Origin of the sequence: Streptomyces sp. NBC_00086, assembly GCF_026343255.1 — a bacterium.
Taxonomy (GTDB): domain Bacteria; phylum Actinomycetota; class Actinomycetes; order Streptomycetales; family Streptomycetaceae; genus Streptomyces.
This window is the reverse complement of the sequence record NZ_JAPELZ010000002.1, coordinates 38,468-55,096: the sequence shown is the minus strand read 5'-3', so window position 1 is coordinate 55,096 and position 16,629 is coordinate 38,468. Positions and strand designations below refer to the sequence as shown.

16 protein-coding genes are annotated in these 16,629 nt (G+C 70.4%); 8 read left to right on the top strand and 8 right to left on the bottom strand.

What is annotated here, in order from left to right; genetic code table 11:
• Nucleotides 1-7 precede the first annotated feature (7 nt).
• Together OG276_RS37345 and OG276_RS37340 are read left to right on the top strand one after the other, a co-directional pair.
• Entirely contained in the window at nucleotides 8-694 is a 687-nt protein-coding gene (locus OG276_RS37345; RefSeq protein WP_266913682.1) for a 4'-phosphopantetheinyl transferase superfamily protein, read from the top strand.
• 148 nt (nucleotides 695-842) lie between these two features.
• Nucleotides 843-1,673: an alpha/beta fold hydrolase gene (locus tag OG276_RS37340; RefSeq protein WP_266913680.1), complete on the top strand. Its 831-nt coding sequence runs from the start codon at nucleotides 843-845 to the stop codon at nucleotides 1,671-1,673.
• A 39-nt stretch (nucleotides 1,674-1,712) separates the two neighbouring features.
• Here OG276_RS37340 and OG276_RS37335 read toward each other — a convergent pair whose 3' ends face one another.
• From OG276_RS37335 to OG276_RS37320, 4 genes are all read right to left on the bottom strand, one after another.
• Nucleotides 1,713-2,015 (bottom strand): hypothetical protein, encoded by a 303-nt coding sequence (locus OG276_RS37335; RefSeq protein WP_266913678.1) that lies wholly within the window; start codon nucleotides 2,013-2,015, stop codon nucleotides 1,713-1,715.
• A gap of 102 nt (nucleotides 2,016-2,117) precedes the next feature.
• The gene (locus OG276_RS37330; protein WP_266913676.1) at nucleotides 2,118-2,834 is read right to left on the bottom strand and encodes an ABC transporter ATP-binding protein; all 717 of its coding nucleotides are present in this window, start codon (nucleotides 2,832-2,834) and stop codon (nucleotides 2,118-2,120) included.
• Between the two features lie 5 nt (nucleotides 2,835-2,839).
• Entirely contained in the window at nucleotides 2,840-4,219 is a 1,380-nt protein-coding gene (locus OG276_RS37325; protein WP_266913674.1) for an FtsX-like permease family protein, read from the bottom strand.
• 164 nt (nucleotides 4,220-4,383) lie between these two features.
• Nucleotides 4,384-5,682, bottom strand: a complete 1,299-nt coding sequence (locus tag OG276_RS37320; RefSeq protein ID WP_266913672.1) for an ABC transporter permease — start codon at nucleotides 5,680-5,682, stop codon at nucleotides 4,384-4,386.
• A 161-nt stretch (nucleotides 5,683-5,843) separates the two neighbouring features.
• Here OG276_RS37320 and OG276_RS37315 point away from each other — a divergent pair, with 161 nt between their 5' ends.
• Nucleotides 5,844-6,506 carry a response regulator transcription factor gene (locus OG276_RS37315; RefSeq protein WP_266913670.1) on the top strand — a complete coding sequence of 221 codons (663 nt, stop codon included), beginning with the start codon at nucleotides 5,844-5,846 and terminating at the stop codon, nucleotides 6,504-6,506.
• A gap of 65 nt (nucleotides 6,507-6,571) precedes the next feature.
• Nucleotides 6,572-7,801, top strand: a complete 1,230-nt coding sequence (locus OG276_RS37310; protein ID WP_266914164.1) for a HAMP domain-containing sensor histidine kinase — start codon at nucleotides 6,572-6,574, stop codon at nucleotides 7,799-7,801.
• Between the two features lie 75 nt (nucleotides 7,802-7,876).
• On the opposite strand, the gene OG276_RS37305 is transcribed toward OG276_RS37310, so the two are convergent.
• The 3 genes from OG276_RS37305 to OG276_RS37295 all read right to left on the bottom strand — a co-directional run bounded on the left by OG276_RS37305 (nucleotide 7,877) and on the right by OG276_RS37295 (nucleotide 10,139).
• Nucleotides 7,877-8,653: a class I SAM-dependent methyltransferase gene (locus OG276_RS37305; RefSeq protein WP_266913668.1), complete on the bottom strand. Its 777-nt coding sequence runs from the start codon at nucleotides 8,651-8,653 to the stop codon at nucleotides 7,877-7,879.
• A 77-nt stretch (nucleotides 8,654-8,730) separates the two neighbouring features.
• Nucleotides 8,731-9,456, bottom strand: coding sequence for a thioesterase family protein (locus OG276_RS37300; protein ID WP_266913666.1), 726 nt, complete (start codon nucleotides 9,454-9,456; stop codon nucleotides 8,731-8,733).
• Between the two features lie 470 nt (nucleotides 9,457-9,926).
• Nucleotides 9,927-10,139, bottom strand: coding sequence for a cold-shock protein (locus OG276_RS37295; protein ID WP_266913664.1), 213 nt, complete (start codon nucleotides 10,137-10,139; stop codon nucleotides 9,927-9,929).
• 652 nt (nucleotides 10,140-10,791) lie between these two features.
• On the opposite strand from OG276_RS37295, the gene OG276_RS37290 reads away from it, so the two are divergent.
• Complete coding sequence (locus tag OG276_RS37290) at nucleotides 10,792-12,180, top strand: hypothetical protein (RefSeq protein WP_266913662.1); 1,389 nt, start codon at nucleotides 10,792-10,794, stop codon at nucleotides 12,178-12,180.
• 42 nt (nucleotides 12,181-12,222) lie between these two features.
• On the opposite strand, the gene OG276_RS37285 is transcribed toward OG276_RS37290, so the two are convergent.
• Nucleotides 12,223-12,654 (bottom strand): OsmC family protein, encoded by a 432-nt coding sequence (locus OG276_RS37285; protein WP_266913660.1) that lies wholly within the window; start codon nucleotides 12,652-12,654, stop codon nucleotides 12,223-12,225.
• A 931-nt stretch (nucleotides 12,655-13,585) separates the two neighbouring features.
• Here OG276_RS37285 and OG276_RS37280 point away from each other — a divergent pair.
• The 3 genes from OG276_RS37280 to OG276_RS37270 all read left to right on the top strand — a co-directional run bounded on the left by OG276_RS37280 (nucleotide 13,586) and on the right by OG276_RS37270 (nucleotide 16,577).
• A complete protein-coding gene (locus OG276_RS37280) occupies nucleotides 13,586-15,364 on the top strand; it encodes a histidinol-phosphate aminotransferase family protein (RefSeq protein ID WP_266913658.1) in 1,779 nt (592 codons plus the stop codon).
• Nucleotides 15,361-16,164, top strand: coding sequence for a phosphatidate cytidylyltransferase (locus OG276_RS37275; protein WP_266913656.1), 804 nt, complete (start codon nucleotides 15,361-15,363; stop codon nucleotides 16,162-16,164). The genes OG276_RS37280 and OG276_RS37275 overlap by 4 nt, the downstream gene beginning before the upstream one ends.
• A 176-nt stretch (nucleotides 16,165-16,340) precedes the next feature.
• Entirely contained in the window at nucleotides 16,341-16,577 is a 237-nt protein-coding gene (locus tag OG276_RS37270; protein WP_266913654.1) for a hypothetical protein, read from the top strand.
• The last annotated feature ends 52 nt before the right edge of the window (nucleotides 16,578-16,629 follow it).

Sequence of the window (16,629 nt, the reverse complement as noted above, 5' to 3'; positions counted from 1 at the left end):
CGCCGCCGTGCACACCGTCTTTCCGCCGATCGAGCCGGGACAGGTCCACCGATGGGGCGGGGCCGGGGTCCTCGTGACCCGGCGCCCCGCCCTCCACCCGGCGGTGTCCCTCGCGTCACTCTCACCGGCAGAGCAGCAGCTGGCCCGGGCTCTGCCCGCCTGGCGGCAGGCCGAGTGGGCGGCGGGGCGGCTGCTCGCCAAGCGCCTGGTCGGCGAGTTCCTCGACGCCCCGGCGGCCGACGTGGAGATCCTCCCGCGCGAGGACGGCAGCCCCCACGTCCTCGTCGGCGGCAGCCCGGTGCCCGCCCTGCACGTCTCCATCAGCCACACCGCCCACCACGTCGCCGCGGCCCTCGCACCGCAGCCGGTCGGGGTGGACCTGTGCGAGACCGCCTCGGCCGACGCGGTACGCCGGGTCGCGGACCACGTGCTCTCGCCCGGGGAGCTCTCCCTCGTCGGTACGGACCGGCCCGACGCGCTGGCGGGCGCCTGGGCGCTGAAGGAAGCGGCGGTCAAGGCCGACCGGACCGGGATCTTCGGGACCGCTGCGCGGGGCATCGCCATCCTGGGTCTGCGGCCGCCCGTCCTCGGCGGACGTCGCCGCGCCATGGCGTGGCAGGCGGGAGACGCGGTGCTCGCCCTCGTCCTCGCGGCACCGGCCGGGTCCCGGGCCGACCAGCGGCCGGGGCCCTGACCGCTATCGCCTCGGTCGACCGAGATCGAGCCGGGGTGCAGTGGCCGTCGGAAACGGCGACGACCAGGCCGCAGTCCCGTAGGCGGGTGAGGTGGTCTCCGGAGTGGGCATCCTTCCCTGACACATCAGCACGGAGCAGGGGGCGCGCGTGGAGTCGGTGGTCGTGGACGGGGTGCGGATCGCGTACGAGCGAACAGGGCGGGGCCGGCCGGTGGTGCTGGCGGGCGGTACGGGGATGCCGCCGGTGGCATGGGAGTTGTGCGGGGTCCGCGAAGTCCTGGTGCGGGCGGGCTTCGAGGTGATCACCTATGCCGCGCGCGGTGTCGCCCCTTCCGACGCCCCTTCGGCGGTGTGCTCGATGGCGGACCTAACCGGGGACTTGGCGGGGCTGATGGACGCCCTCGGCCTGACCGGCGCCGCGGTGGTGGGGTACTCGCTGGGGAGCTTCACCGTCGAGCTGCTGGCCCGTACCCGGCCCGACCTCGTGGCCTCCGCGGTGCTGATGGCGGGCGCAGGACCGGTCACCGGGGTCCTCGACGCGATGCTGGACGCGGAGGCCGAGCTGATCGCCGCGACCGGTCGGCTGCCCGCCGCGTTCACCCGCCTGCAGACCCTGCTCTCCAGCCTGCCGCCGGCGGTCCTGCGCGAGGACGAGGAGCAGACCCGCGCCTGGCTGGAGCTCCTCGGAGCCCAGGAAGACCTCTGGACTTCGTCCGACGGGGAGGTGGGCCAGGCCACCGCAGCCGAAGCGTGGCTGCGCGACCCGCACCGCATGGCCGCGCTCGCCGACATCACCGTCCCCGTGCTGGTCCTGGGCTTCGAGCACGACCTCTACTTCCCGCCGCACGCGTCCAAGGCCGCCGCCCACGCCCTGCCGCGCGGCGAGTTCACGGTCATCGCCGGCGCCGCGCACGGAGGGCTCCTCACCCACCCGAAGGAGACCGGCGCCGCCCTCCGTGCGTTCCTGACCCGCCCGTGACCTGACCCCCACCCGAGCCGGCGGACGCCCGACGTGCTGCTACTGGATGAACAGGCTCATGCCGGGGGCGGGACGGACGAGTTCACCCGGCAGGACGGCTCCCGTCACCTGCCCGTTGCAGTGGGGGCCCGACCACACGAAGGCGGTCTCGTTCGTCAGGTTCGCCACCTCCGAGGGCACGAAGTCGCCCAACGGGTAGCAGCCGGACGGGTCATGCACCGGTGACCGATCGATGAACAGCACCCCGTCCGCCGCCTGCGCCGTACCCGGCGCCGCCAGCGCCAGCGTCAGCGCCGCCGCGCACGCCCCCAGTACCCGCGCCGCGTGACGTGTCTCGCGCATCCCGGTCCACCTGCCTCTTTCGTCTTGCCGCAACCACTTCCGTCACCGAAGGGTATGGCATCACTACTCACGGTGAGCCGACGGACGGTGGGGCTGCCCCGCTCATCGGGCGTTCACCTGCTCCGTGAGCTTGCCTTTGCGCAGGTTGAGGATGCGGTCGGACTGCGCGGCCAGTTGCTGGGAGTGGGTGACGACGACCACGCACTTGTTCTGCTCGTGGGCGAGGTCGCGGAAGGTGTCGATGATGCCCTGGGCGGTGTCTTCGTCGAGGTTCCCGGTGGGTTCGTCGGCGAAGAGGATGTCGACGTCGCAGGCGAGGGCGCGGGCGATGGCGACGCGCTGTTGCTGGCCGCCGGAGAGCTGCAGGACGTTGCGGGTGGCCATCGCCTTGTCGAGGCCGATGTTTTCGAGGAGTTGCAGGGCTTTGGCCTTGCGGCTTCCGGTCGCGGGTTTCGCGCCGGTGATCTCCATCGCGGTGGTGACGTTCTGGAGGGCGGTCATGTAGGTGAGGAGGTTGTACTGCTGGAAGATCGTGGCGGCGTGCTTGTTGCGGTAGCGGCCGAGGCCGACCTCGGCGAGGTCCTGCCCGTCGAAGCTGATCGCACCCTGGGTGGGGGTGTCCAGGCCGCTGGCCAGGGAGAGCAGGGTGGTCTTGCCGCTGCCCGAGGGACCCAGGATCGTGTAGAAGGTGCCGCGTTCGAAGGCGTAGTCGACGTCCCTGAGGACCGTGGTCCTGCGGCGCTGGCCCGAGTAGGTGTGGCTGACCCCGTTGAGGCGTAGGACGGGCTGGGCCTGAGTGGCGGTGGTGGTTGCGGTCATGGCGGTCACTTGCCCTTCGAGAGGATGGTGCGGGGGCTCAGCCGCAGTACGGACGCGGCCGGAACTGCGGTGGCGAGGAGGCCGATGCCGAGGCCGACGCCACCGACCGTTGCGAGGTCTGCCGGGTCGAGCACCACCGTGATCTCGTCGATGGGGTCGGCGTTCTCGACGGGCCTGTCGTTCGGGTCGATGCCCTGGTCGAGTCCGGTGCTGCCGAGGGCCGGGGGTTTCCAGGAGTCGAGCTTCCGCTCGGCGGCGGAGGCTTCCTTGCCGAGCAGTGCCTGGCCGGCGCTCTGGGTCAGCTTCGGGGCGAAGAGGGAACTCACGCCGATGGCGATGACGGCGACGATCACGATCTCCAAGGCCTGCTGGGCGATGAGCTTGGTCTTCTGCTCCCCCATCGCCAGCAGGACGCCGTACTCGGTGCGGCGCTGCTTGACGGCGAGGTTGACCAGCAGGGCCAGTACGGCGGCGCCCGCGAGGCCCATCAGCCACATGGCCGCGGTGGCTGTGGAGCGGATGCTCTTGAGGGGGCCCGTCATCTGCTGGACGGCCTTGTCGTTGGCGTCCAGCTTGAAGCCGGCCAGCGCCGGGCCCGCGATTCGTTTCGCCTCGCTCTTGAACGCGCCCTGGACGTCCGCGTCCTGCAGGAGAAACGTTGCCTTGCCGACCTTCCGCGGCCCGTTGCCCTCGGTGCCGAGCGCGCCGAGGCCGCCCACCGTTGCGTAGAGCATGTTGGCCGGGCTGACGCCGTACTCGGCGTCGGCCTCGGCGGTGGGGCGGGGGTCGCGGTAGATGCCGCCCACGGTGAACTCGGCTGTCGTCTTCTCGTCGTTGCCGGTCAGGGTGATCTTGTCGCCGACCTCGAGGCCGTTCTGCTCGGCCAGCCGCTCCTCGATCAAGAGCTGCTTCTCCTCCTTGTCGGCGGCCGTGATGTGCGTACCGGAAAGGAGGACGGACTTGCCGCTGCGGAAGTCCGGCAGCAGCGAGGAGTCGAGGACTCCCGTGGCGACGGTTCCGCCGGGGCCCATGGGGTCCTTCGGGCCGCCGTCGACCAGCTTGTTCTTGCCCGTGAGGAGGGCGCGGTCCCACACCGAGTAGGTGTACTTCTGCACTTGGGGCAGGGACCCGATCTTGTCGACGGTCGAGGCCTCGATGCTCGGTGCCTGGAGCTGCGCCGTTTTGCCCATCTGGCTCAGGTCCATGTCGAGGTTGACCTCGGCGCCCACGGAGCGTTTGGCGTCCTGTTCGGCCCGGGTGGTCGCACCGTTGATCAGGACGCCGGCCAGCACCATCACGGAGATGACGAGGAAGGTGGCGAGGGTGATCAGGGTGCGGCCCTTGCGGGCCCACAGGCTGAGCCCTGCGCGTTTGACGAAGTTCAAGGGGATCTGCTGCTTTCTCGGTCCGTGCGAGTGGGTGGCTGGTCGGTGTGGTGTGACTGCCGTGCGGGGAGTCGGCGCGGCCATTCGGGGAGGCGGCGCGGCTGTTCGGGGAGGTGAAGTGGCTATTCGGGGAGGTGAAGCGGCAAAACGGGGAGGTGAAGCCGCTATTCGCTGTCGGTGAGGATGGAGCGGGGGTGCAGGCGCAGGATCCCGATGCCCGGGATGACGGTGGAGATCAGGGAGATCCCGAGCCCGATGCCGGCGACCTTGCCGACATCGGCCGGCTCGACCCGTACCGCGGGCGGGGCGATCCCGATGTCCGGGGCACGGGCTGCCGAGACCGGCCTGTCGTCCTGATGGCCGAGGAACGCCTCCCCGGCGGGCTGTCCGGCCAGCGAGCCGGCCAGGGCGGCGAGAGCGACCGCGGGAAGGGCCACGGCCGCCACTTCGACGGCGTGCTGGCCGATGAGCTTCCACTTCTTCTCGCCCATCGCGAGCAGCACCCCGAACTCCGTGCGCCGTTCGCGGATCTGCAGTGTCACGATGAGGCCGAGGATCAGCGCTCCGGCCAGGGCGATCACCCAGACGATGAGTCCCGCGAAGGTGCCGACCCGCTGGATGGGGAGCACCTGGTCCTTGTACGCCTTGTCGTTGACGCGGAACTCGAAGCTGCCGTTGCCCAGGAGCCGCTGGGCTTCGGCGTGCAGCTGCCGGGTCCCGTCCGGCGAGCCGATCTTGAACACCGCCTCGCTGACGGTCGCGGAGCCGGACCCGGCAGCGAGCTTCTGTACGGTGCCCGGCGGCACGTACAGCGTGTTGCCGGGCAGTTCATGCGGAGGCATCCACGTCGTCGGATCCCGTGCCGGGTCCTGGAAGATGCCGACGACCACCACGGCCGTCGTGCGCGCGCCGTCCGCCGACCGCACCCGTACGGTGTCGCCCACCTTCAGGTCGTTCTCGTCGGCCAGGCGCTGCTCGATCAGCGCGACGTCGCCGCCCGCGTCCTCAGGCGTGATGCCGCGACCCGCCGTGATCTTCGTCGAGCCGTACGAGAAGGGCAGCAGCATGCCCGAGTCGCGGACGCCGTTCACGGCCAGCGCGCCGTTCGCCTTCGCCTTCGCCTTCGCCTCCTCCTCGGCCTCGGTACCGCGCGGCTCCGGAGCGTTCGGCGTCAACGGCGCAAACCCTTGGGGGTCGGCCCGGACCCGGATCTCCACGTTGTAGCGGTGCACCGGGCGCACGTGGCCGAGCCGGTCGGCCAGTGTCTGGGTAAGACCCTCCTTCCTGACGGTCACGTCGACACCGATGGAGCGCTGCGCGTCGGCTTCCTGGCGGGCTGCTGCGGCCTGTAGCAGGAAGCCGCCGAGGAGCAGGGTGCAGATGACGAGGAAGATCGCGAGCAGGGCCGCGGTCTTGGATCTTCTGGCACCCAGGCTCGTAGCGGCACGCTTGACGAAGTTCATGCCCGAGACGAAAGCAGTCTGCTGTTTGCTGACGGATAAGCGTGTTACAGCGGCATAAGGAACCGCCTCGCACGTCTGGCCTGGTCTTTGGCCCCGGCCCTCACTCCCCCGGCTCCCGCGTCTTTATCCGACTGCAATCGTGATCTTGGTTTCCTGTAGTCATGAGAGTCCTGGTAGCCGAGGATCACCGCGTCCTCGCCCGTACCATCGCCACCGGTCTGCGCCGCGAGGCGATGGCCGTCGACCTCGCCGCCACGGGCGACGAGGCCGAGCGGATGTGCCTGCTCACCGCCTACGACGTCCTGATCCTCGACCGCGACCTGCCGGTCATGAGCGGCGACGAGGTCTGCAGACGGTTGCGCGAGCTCAGCGACCCTCCCCGGATCCTGATGCTGACGGCGGCGGGCGAGCTCACGGACAGGGTCTACGGCCTCACCGAGCTCGGCGCCGACGACTACCTGGCCAAGCCCTTCGACTTCACCGAACTCGTCGCCCGGGTGAGGGCACTGAGCCGGCGTACCCCCAAGCCCCACCACACCGTGCTGAGCTTCGGAAACATCACCCTCGACGAGACGCGTCGCGAGGTGTCCGTGGACGGAATCCCGCTGGAACTGTCCCCGAAGGAGACCGCGGTCCTGCGCCTGCTGATGCGGGCCGGCGGAGCACCAGTGGCCCACGACGACATCGTCCGCACCGTCTGGGACGAACACCTCGACACGCGCACCAGCGCCGTCCGCACCACCATCAGCCGCCTGCGCGGCAAACTGGGCGACTCCTGCCCGATCCTCACCGACAAGGGAGAGGGGTACCGGCTGTGCGACTGAACCTCCCGGCACCGCTGAACCCCCGGGCCCTGCTGAGCAGGCTGCCCTTCCGTGCGCGCCTGGCCATGGCCTTCTCCGGGCTCTTCCTCCTCGCCGGCATCCTCCTCCTCACCTTCGTCGTGCTGCTCGCACGCTACGGAACGGCTCAGCAGGTCCAGGGAATCTCGGTCACCTACGGCGACTTGCCGAGCGGTCAGGCGACCCCCAGGGAGTCCGTGGCGCCCATGGAGTCCGTGGCGCCCGTGGAGTCCGTGCACCCCACCCGGCCGGACGGCAGGCCCGAGCCTCCGAGCGATGTCGCCATGCTCCAGAAGATCGACCAAACCGTGCGGGCCGTCCAGGACACCGCGCTGGGCCAAATGGTCCGCTGGTCCGCCGTCGGCCTCGTCGTCATGGCACTCCTCGCCGGGCTCCTCGGCCGGTGGCTGGCCGGACGGGCCCTGCGTCCCGTCGTCTCCGTGACCGAAGCCGCCCGCCGCATCAGCGAACAGAACCTGCACCAGCGCCTCGCGCTCACCGGCCCCGACGACGAGCTGCTCCGCCTCGCCGACACCTTCGACGGCATGCTCGACCGGCTGGAGAAGTCCTTCGAGAGCCAGCGCCGCTTCATCGCGAACGCCTCCCACGAACTCAAAACGCCCCTCGCGGTACAGCGCACCACCCTCCAGGTCGGCCTCGCCGACCCCCTGCCCGACGGTCTCACCGACGTCCGCGAGGACCTGCTCACCGCCAACCGGGAAGCGGAACAGCTCATCAACGCGCTCCTGCTGCTCGCCCGCAGCGACCGCGGACTGGAGGAGACCGAGCCCGTGGACCTCACGGTCACCGCCCGGCTCGTGATCGCCGAGTTCGCTCCGCGTGCAGCCGAGGCCGGCCTGCGCATCGACACCGACGCCGGCGCCGGCACGCCCCTGGTGGTTCCCGGTGACCCCGTGCTGCTGCGGCACCTGCTGGCGAACCTGGTCGGCAACGCAGTCCAGTACAACCACCCCGGCGGCCACGTCCTCGTACGGCTCGGCGCCTCGACCGTGACGGTGACCAACACCGGCCGCCAAGTCCCCGCTGACCGCATCCCCGACCTGTTCGAGCCCTTCCGACGCCTCGACGGAGACCGCACCGCGAGCACCGGCCACGGCCTGGGACTGTCGATCGCGGCCTCCATCGCCCAGGCCCATCACGCCACCCTGACCGCACGACCCGGCGGCCCGGAGGGGGGACTCACCCTCACTCTGCGCTTCCCCGACCACGAGCAACGGATCGCATCCCTCGCCACCGTGAACGACCAGGACGGTTAGGAGGGCCAGGAGGGCCGGAGGGCCGGGAAGGCCGGGAGGGCCAGCGACGCTGAGCACTGCCGGCGTCTGCGGGACTCAGCCGCGTTGCCCCCAGGCCGCCGTGAAGAGCCCTCCGATCTCGACGCCCGTCGGGGCGGCCAGCCACTCGGTGGCTGTTCGCAGTTCGGCATGTGCCTCTTGGTCTGATGCGGGCAGGGCCGTCTGGAACTGCTTGAGCATGATGCCGAAGAAGCGGTCCCCTTCGCCGCGGTCGCCCAGGATGATGGGCGCGCAGTCGATGCCTACGTGGCGCAGCCCCATGGAGCGCATGAGGCTGGTGGCACGGCGCGTGAAGCGTAGGTCCGTTCCCATCTGCGCCGTCATCGTCGAGGCGAACCTCGACACGCCGTCCAGGACCGGCCGGTACGGGGAGTTGAGGGACGTGCTCACGTCGAGTCCGCCGAGGTAGAGCCACCCTCCGGGGGCGAGCCAGCCGATCATGCGGCGCAGGGTGCTCTCCCGGTCCGGAAGGTGGTCCAGGACGAGACGGGCGTGGATCAGGTCGAACGATTCGGCAGGGAAGTCGTCGACGCAGGCGTCGTGTTTCAGAGGCAGCAGGTTCGGCACGTCAAGGGGCAGGAACCGGGTGTCGAGGTCGGTGGCGGTGACATGGCCTGCCGTCGCCCGCTGCGCGAGGTGGCGGGCGACCGATCCGGCGCCGGCGCCGACGTCGAGGCAGCGCCACGTCGAGGTCATGCCGATCCTGTCGAGGGTCTTGCGCGTCAGGGGGTCGGCGAGTGCTTCGAGCCGGCGAAGCCGTTCCAGTTCTCCCGGCACCTCGTGGCCCAGGACGCTCTTGTCGTAGGTGTCCATCCGGATCAACTCCTCGATGCTTGCGGTGTGGGTCGTTGTTCCGTCGTCCGGTGTGCCACCGGCCCGGATCACCCGGATCAGGAGCGCTTGGTGGAGTCGGCGTTCTCGGGGGCGGACCACTTCAGGTACCAGGAGTGCTCCGTGTCGTCGATGCGCCGGCGCCGGCCCTGGACGTCGCAGGCCAGGAACTGGTCGACGGACCGGGCGTGCACCACGCCCTGGCTTTCGACCCGCGAGCGGAGCGTGATGGTGGAGCGGCCCAGCCGGCCGACGGCGGTGATGATCGAGACGGGTTCGGCCATCATCGGCAGCGGGCGCAGGAACGAGGTGTCACGGCGGACCGCGGCCCAGCCGACGTCGAGGAGCCCGTCGGCTCCGGGGGTGGCCGCGTAGCCGAACTCGACTTGCGCGTCCTCGATGTACTGGATGAGGAACAGGTTGTGGACCCGTCCGAACCGGTCGAGGTCGGAGAGCCGGGTCCGGCGCTCGCACCTGAACTCGCGGACGGCTTGCTCCGCCGGGTCCGAGGGCAGGGTGAGGCCTGGTGCTGCAACGGGCTTCGGGTCCTGTGCGGGGATCGGGGCGTTCTCCACGTTGACATCCTTTGTCCGGGGTGAGCGGCGGTGATCGGTGGCGAGGATGGGGAGCCGGGGTGGCGGCCGGTCCTCGCGCGGGTGGTCGAGTCGGTGGTCGAGCGGGTGGTCACGCGGGTGGTCGAGTCGGTGGTCGAGCTCGTCCAGGACGATGCGGGCGACGGCGTCCGAGGCCGTGTACGTGCCGTCGCGGGCGCGGGCTATGGGCATGCGCAGCTCCTCGACGATCCGGGCAGCCGAGTTCGCCCGCCGCACACACGCACCGATGTGCCGCCGGACCTGTGACCTCGGACAGTGCGGCAGCAGTGCGATCAGACTGGACGTGGGAACCGCGGTACCGGGGGTGGAACAGATCCTGCGGATGAGGAGTGGCACATCGCTGTCCGCGGGCAGGCGCTGCACCCAGGCCCGGACCATCGGCTCGGTCCACGTACGGGCGGTGGGGACGGACGGATCGCGCCAGACCCCGGGAACGGGTGGCGGTATGGACAACGGAGCCTCCCGAGAGGCGCGGGCCGGACCTGGAATCGCCGATGTGTCAGGGCAGTTCGGTCGGCAGAGGACGAGGTCGAGCGGCTCGGCGCCTTCGAGGGCCGAGACGGTCGGCAGCGGGCTTCCCCCGGCCGGGCCGCAAGGAGCCGCGTCCGCGAGATGCCCGGCAGTGGGCAGGCGCCGCGTACTCAGGGCAGGACGCGCTCGGCGGTGAACCGGCCGTGGGTGAACTCGACGAGGAAGGACACCTGCTGTCCCTCGGCAAGGAAGGGCAGCCACCCTTCCAGCGCTCTCCGCTCGACGTAGAGGGTGCTCTGGTCGCCGTACGGGCGGATGAAGCCGTACCCGCGGTCGCGGTTGTAGGACACGACGACGCCCGTGCGCCGCTGGTCGATGTTCATCGTGCTCCGGTCCTGCCGCTGTGGCGGCAGTGCTGGCAGGGATCCGCGCGGTGGGGAGGGAGCCGGGAACCTAGACGTGCTGCGTCTGTCGCGGGGACGGCAACCACGTGTGGTGGGGCTGCTGTGACCAGTCAAGATCTGCGCCGGTGTCGAGGGGAAGGGGTGTCCGCGCCCACGGAGGTTCGCACCGTGCACGTTTGCGCATTTGTGAACGGCTTCTCAGGTGTGGAGGGTCACGGATCACGGGCCCCGGGCCACGGGCCACGGGCCACGGGCGGGAGCCGACCCGTCCGTGTCGAGGCATCGGGAGCGAGCATGCGGGTGTGCCCGGTCTCCTGAACGAGGCCGCAGGGAAACGGTTCTGCACGCATGTGCGGGAGCCGCGGACGCCAACCAGGCCCGCCGCCGCGTCGTTGACCGGGATGCGGGGATCCACCCCGTACCCGACCTCCGAGCGGCCGGGTACGGGCCCCGGCCCCGGCCCCCCGGTGCCTCCCGGCCCTCAGCGGCCTTTCCGGGATTCCGAACACCTCTGCTGCTGGTCACTCCCAGGAGAAGCCTTTCTGCTCGTTACGGGGGTAACCGCACCCGGGAGCACTTTCGCGGTCGGCCCTCCTCAGCCGGCCGCCTGCCGGATCGGGAGGGCCCCGCGGTGCGACGACATGCCAATCACCAGCTGAAGACACTGATGGACGAGGCCGGGTACAGCGCAGCGGAACTGGCCCGCCAGGTCCGCGCCCTCGCGCACCCCGCCGGCCTCGATGTGGCCTACGGGCGCTCGACCGTCTCGCACTGGCTGGCCGGCTCCCGCCCGCCGGCACCGGTCCCCGAGCTCGTGGCCCAGGCCCTCTCGGAGCGACTCGGCCGCTGCGTCAGCGCCGAGGACACCGGGCTCACCCGCCACCCCGCACACCTGGGGGCTGCCGTCCGCGCGCTGAGTCCCGGCGCGAGCCCCCTCGCCACTCTGATCCTCCTCGCGCGCGAGGACCTCACCGTGGAAGGGCGGGCCGAGCTCACCCGAAGCGTCTTCCGCCCCGGACCCGTACCCCAGCCGCCCTGGCACGACCGCGTCCCTCCACCCCGCGCACGCCCCGGCCGCCAACCGGTCGCGGGTCCCGCCCTGGCGTCCGCCCAGATGACCAAGGTGTTCCACACCATGTACGACGCCTTCGGCGGCCGGCACGGCCGGGGCGCGGTCGCCTCCTACATCGCCGACGACATGGCCGCGCTCCTGACCCGGATCGCCCCCGGTGCAGACCGCCGCCAAGGGCTCCGTACCGCGACCGAGCTGGCGCACCTCATGGCCCGGATGAGCGACGACGCGGGTCACCACGCCCTGGCACAGCACTACTTCACGGCCGCCCTGGCCCTCGCCGCCGAGGCCGACGAGCGCACCACGTACGCGATCACCCTGCGCGTGATGAGCGCCCAAGCGGTCCGCATCGGCCGCCACCGCTACGCGGCGGCCCTCGCCGACGCCGCCGTCAAGACCACAAGGGGGAGGGCGGCACACGCCGAGGAATCGTTTCTACTCACCCAGCAGGCCCTGACCCTCGCTTTGGACGCCAGGCCGAGAGCCGCGGTCCGCGTCCTTGTCGCCGCCGAGGCCCTCCACGACGACGGACAGGTCGGTGGGAACGGACGGACCGGCAGGAACGGCCTCGGCGGCACCTATCCGAGAGCCGCGTTCGACTACCAGCGCGCACAGGTCCTGCGGGCCGTCGGCGAGCACCGTCAGGCCGCCATCGCCTTGACCGCCTCCCTGCGCCACCGCCCCCCGGACGAGCGCCGCAACACGGCCCTCACCCACGCCGACCTCGCCGAAACCCTCACCGGCATCGGCCACCTCGACGAGGCCGGAGCACACTGGACGGCGTTCCTCGCCGCCCTCCCCCACCTGCACTCCGCGACCGTCGACCAGGCCCACACCCGCATACGCCAACACCTGGCCGCCCATCAACGACACCCCGGCGCTCGACTCCTCCTGGACCGCTCCAACGCGCTGGTCCTGAGCCGGCCTCAGCCCCGTACAGCCGGCTGAGAGCCGTTGCCCAGCCGGATCCCGGTCCCTCGTTTCGGCTGGTCAGTCCGTGTCGACGACCTTTACGGCGACCGGGGTTCCGGCCTCCACCGTGCGGCTGACCGTGCAGAGCTTGTCGTGGGAGGTCTTCACCGCACGAGGCAGGATCGCACGGGCCCGGTCGCCGGCCTCCCCCGCGGGGAAGCGGACGGTGAAGGCGGCTTCCAGGTCCGTCATGAGGTTGCCGCCGGCGTCCTCGGCCTTGTGGCCGTGGACGGCGACGGAGAACTCGGCGGGTTCGGCGTGCCGGCTGGTGGCGACGTCGACATCCGCCGCCGAGCAGCCGCCGATCGCGGCGAGGAAGAGCTCGACCGGGGTGAAGCCCGCACCGGATCCGGTGGCGAAGGTGATCGTGTCACCACGGGAGTTGGTCGCGGTGAACGTGCCCGGACCGGTCCGCTCGACGGTGACGGAGCGCAGGGAATCAGGTGTCATGACATTGACGTTAGCCTCGCGACCCCCGCACCTGCCGCACCACACGGCGGAAGGGGCCTCGTCCGGATCAGGAATCCCATGCGCTTGCGATGCAGCCGACGCCGCCCTGGGGAGAAATGCCGAGGGCCTCACAGCCGTCACAGCCGGTCTCGTCTCATCGCCGCGGAGCGCCTCGACATCGTCCGGGAATCGGTCCTGCGGCCCCTTCGCCCCTCATGGACCTCTGCCAGGTACCGGCGAACTCTGGAGCCATTCACTACAGCGCCGTTCATATCCGACAGCACCCCCCTCAACGACGCCCATGAGAACGTCTCGTTGAAGGCTCCCATCGTTGTACATGAGGACATTTCCGTAAAACGTTCTCCACAGCAGTGATTCAAAAAGGGGAAGCTCTCCTGAGAGACCGTGACGGCAAATGTGTGTGAGGTACACTCGGCCGAGTACAGCGAGTTCCAGGGCAGGATAGAGCATGAAGCGGCATCATCAGAGGTGCCCCTCGACGCTCCGGCCCCCGGTGACTTGGGTGACGATTTCTACCCTTGCTGACACTGCGAGGGTTTCGAATGAGGCTCCGGCATTGACGGATGGCCGCGATGCCCATCATCCCCATTGCTCGCCCGCAGAGTTCGATGCGCCCACTGCGTTCCTTCGCTTAGACGGCGCCTTGCATCCGATTACCGGATCACCGCAGCCGGCGATCCGCTCGTAGACGCCGTACTTCGCGTCGGTCTTGGCCTCGACGGGGCAGGCGAGAGGGCCCACGACCTCCAGCACGGTCTCCCTGTTCGGCGCGCCCGCTGTTCCCCGGGTCTGTCGCACACCCCGAGCCGGTGCGCCTGAGCACCCGTACCCAGGTCGAATGAGCCGGACAGCTCTGACACGGCAGATACACGCTGCGCATGATCAACTCAATTCGAAGGATGAGGAACTGATGGAACGTGAATTGCAGCTGCGCGCCGCCACTGCCGAGGATCTCGACTGGATCCACGAGTTGCGTCACCGGGTCTACGCGCAAGAGCTCGGCCAGCATGAACCGAACTCGGTCGGGCGGCTTCGTGACGGTCTGGACGGCGACAACGTCTATCTGGTCGCGGCACGAGGAGAGGCCCGAATCGGCTTCATCAGTCTGACCCCGCCCTGGTTGAAGCGGTACGCACTGGACAAGTACGTGTCCCGCGAAGAGCTGCCGCTGCTGGACGAGGAAGATCTCTTCGAAATACGCATTCTCACCGTCGAGCCCCGTTGGCGGACCTCCGCGGCGGCGGCGCTGCTCATGTATGCGGCGCTGCGCTGGATCGCTTCCCGGGGTGGCCGTCGGGTGGTGGCGATGGGACGCACCGAGCTGCTCGACATGTATCTGGCCGCCGGATTGCAGCCGGTCGGGCGCACCGTGCGTAGTGGGGCGTTGACGTTCGAGGTGCTGACCGGCAACGTCACCGAGCTGACGAGGGGTGCGATGGACCGCCATCGCACGACGTTGAACCGACTGCGAGCCCAAGTGGACTGGCGACTGGACGCTCCGTTCGCACCCCGCGCGGACGGTTGCGAGCACGGAGGCCTCTCGTTCGCTGCCATCGGAACGGACTTCCAGGACCTCGACCGCCGCCATCAGGTCGTCGCGGCGGATGTGTTGGATGCCTGGTTCTCGCCGGCGCCCGGCGTACGAGCGGTGCTCACCGATGATCCCGAGTGGGCCGCCAGGACCTCGCCTCCGACCGGCGCCGACGGTCTGCTGGCGGAGATCGCCCGGGTACGGGCACTGCCGTTGGATGCACTCGTACCCGGAGCCGGTTCGTCCGACCTGATCTTCAGGGCTTTCGGTCAGTGGCTCACCCCGCAGAGCAGGGTGCTTCTGCTGGACCCGGGCTACGGCGAGTACGCCCACGTCACGGAGAAGGTCATCGGATGCCAGGTGACCCGGTTCCGGTTGCGCCGCGAGGACGGCTGGCGCATCGATTGGGACCAGTTGTCCACGGCTGTCGAGCACGGCGGCTACGACCTCGTCGTGGTCGTCAATCCGAACAACCCGACCGGGCGCCATGCCCCTGCCGCCGAACTGCGCTCCCTGATCGCCGCCGCGCCCGAGCGAACCCGCTGGTGGATCGACGAGGCGTACCTGGGCTATGTCGAGATGAGCGAGTCGCTCGTCGACCTTGCCGCGACGGATCCGAAGGTGGTGGTGTGCAGTTCCCTGTCCAAGATGTACGCGCTGTCCGGCATGCGGGCCGCATACCTGGTTGCCGAGCCGGTCACCGCAATGGAGTTGCGCCGGCGGACGCCGCCCTGGGCGGTGAGCCTGCCTGCGCAACTGGCCGCAGTGGCCGCCCTGCGCGACCCGGCGTACTACAGGAGCCGCTGGCTTCACACCCATGCCCTGCGGCGGCAACTGGCCGCCGATCTTGTCGGGACGGATGAGAGCGTGACGGTGGAGGAATCCGTCGCCAACTGGCTCACCGTGACGCTGCCGTCCGATGGCCCGAGCGCCGCGCAACTGGTGAAGGAGTGTCGCCGACTCGACGTCTATCTGCGGGATCTGTCGCCCATGTCCTGCGAGTACCAGGGGCGTACGGTGCGCATCGCGGTCAGGGACACGGTCGAGAACGCGCGCATCGTGTCGGCTTTCCGGCAGGCCATGAGCGTGCTGCGACCGGGCTCGGCCTCACCCGTCCCGATGCTGGAGAGCGTCTCCGCGACCGGCCCCTCGTTGTGATCACGGTAGCCTCTCTGGCGCCCGTCCTTGGTGGGGCGCTGGCGCTGACCGGTGTCGCGGTGGCAGCGTCCCGGCGCCGGGAGTTGATGATCCGGTGGTGCATCTGGGCCGTCGGAGTGCCGCTGGTCACGGCTGCGTTCTGGCTGGGTCGTCCGGGCGCCGCGGCCCTTGCCGTCGTCGTCGGGATGATCGCGGCGATGGAGTTCGGCAGCCTGATGCGGATGCCCCGGGCCGACCGGGCGGTGCTCGCCTCGGCGGTGACGGGCGTGGTGCTCACCGCCCTGTGGGCTCCCGGGCAGGAACCTCGCGCGCTGGCGATCGGCGCCCTCGCGGTGGCTTCAGTGCCGCTCCTGGCCGGCGACGCCGATCACGGCCTGCGTCGGCTCGCCTCCGGGCTCCTCGGCCTCGCCTGGCTCAGTGTCCTGGCCGCGCTGGTACCGCTCGGAGCGAGCGCCCTGGCCCTGTTCGTGGCGGTTTCGGCCGCTGACATCGTGGCGTACTTCGCCGGCCAGAGGCTGGGCGGGCCGCGCCTGTCGCCGCTGTCACCGGCCAAACGGTGGAGCGGAACCCTGGCCGGGGCCGCGGCAGCCATAGGGGTCCTCGGCCTCCTGTCGGCGCTGAGTTGGCCGATGGCGATTGCGGCCGCGGTCGGCGGTCCGGCCGGCGACCTGCTTGAGTCCATGATCAAGAGAGGCGCGAAGGTGAAGGACGCCGGGGGGTGGCTGCCCGGTTCGGGCGGTCTGCTGGACCGGATCGACTCACTGCTCTTCGCGCTGGCGGTCCTGCTCGTGCTGAGCTGACCCTCTGCGGCCACGGACCTGCGAAGGCGGAACGGTTCCGGCCCACCTCGGCCCCGTACGCCTCAAGCCGTCGTGGGTGGCAAGGAGTCCTCTGCGGGGTACCGGCCCGCGTCGCGCAGGCGGGTGCTGCCGCGGGTGACCGGTGACTGGTGACCGGGGTACGGCGTTGTCCCGGCATGGACATGGACGACGAAGACTTCCTCGGCGTACTCCTGGACGCCGTCACCGAGACCCGCCTCAAGCTCCTCACGGGCGACGAAGCGAGGGCGGTCATGATGCTGCTCGGCGCCCTAGAGGACGAGACCCGCTCCGAAGAGGTCCGTGCCGCCGCAGGCGAGATGCGGTGCCGCCTCGGGTCCCGCCTCGCCCTGCCCGCGGCTCCCGCCGGTCCGGCGCCGGCCGTTGGACTCTGATCCCTCAGGTGGCGTAGGGCCGGCGAGCGCTCGTCGTCGGGCGTGACTCCGG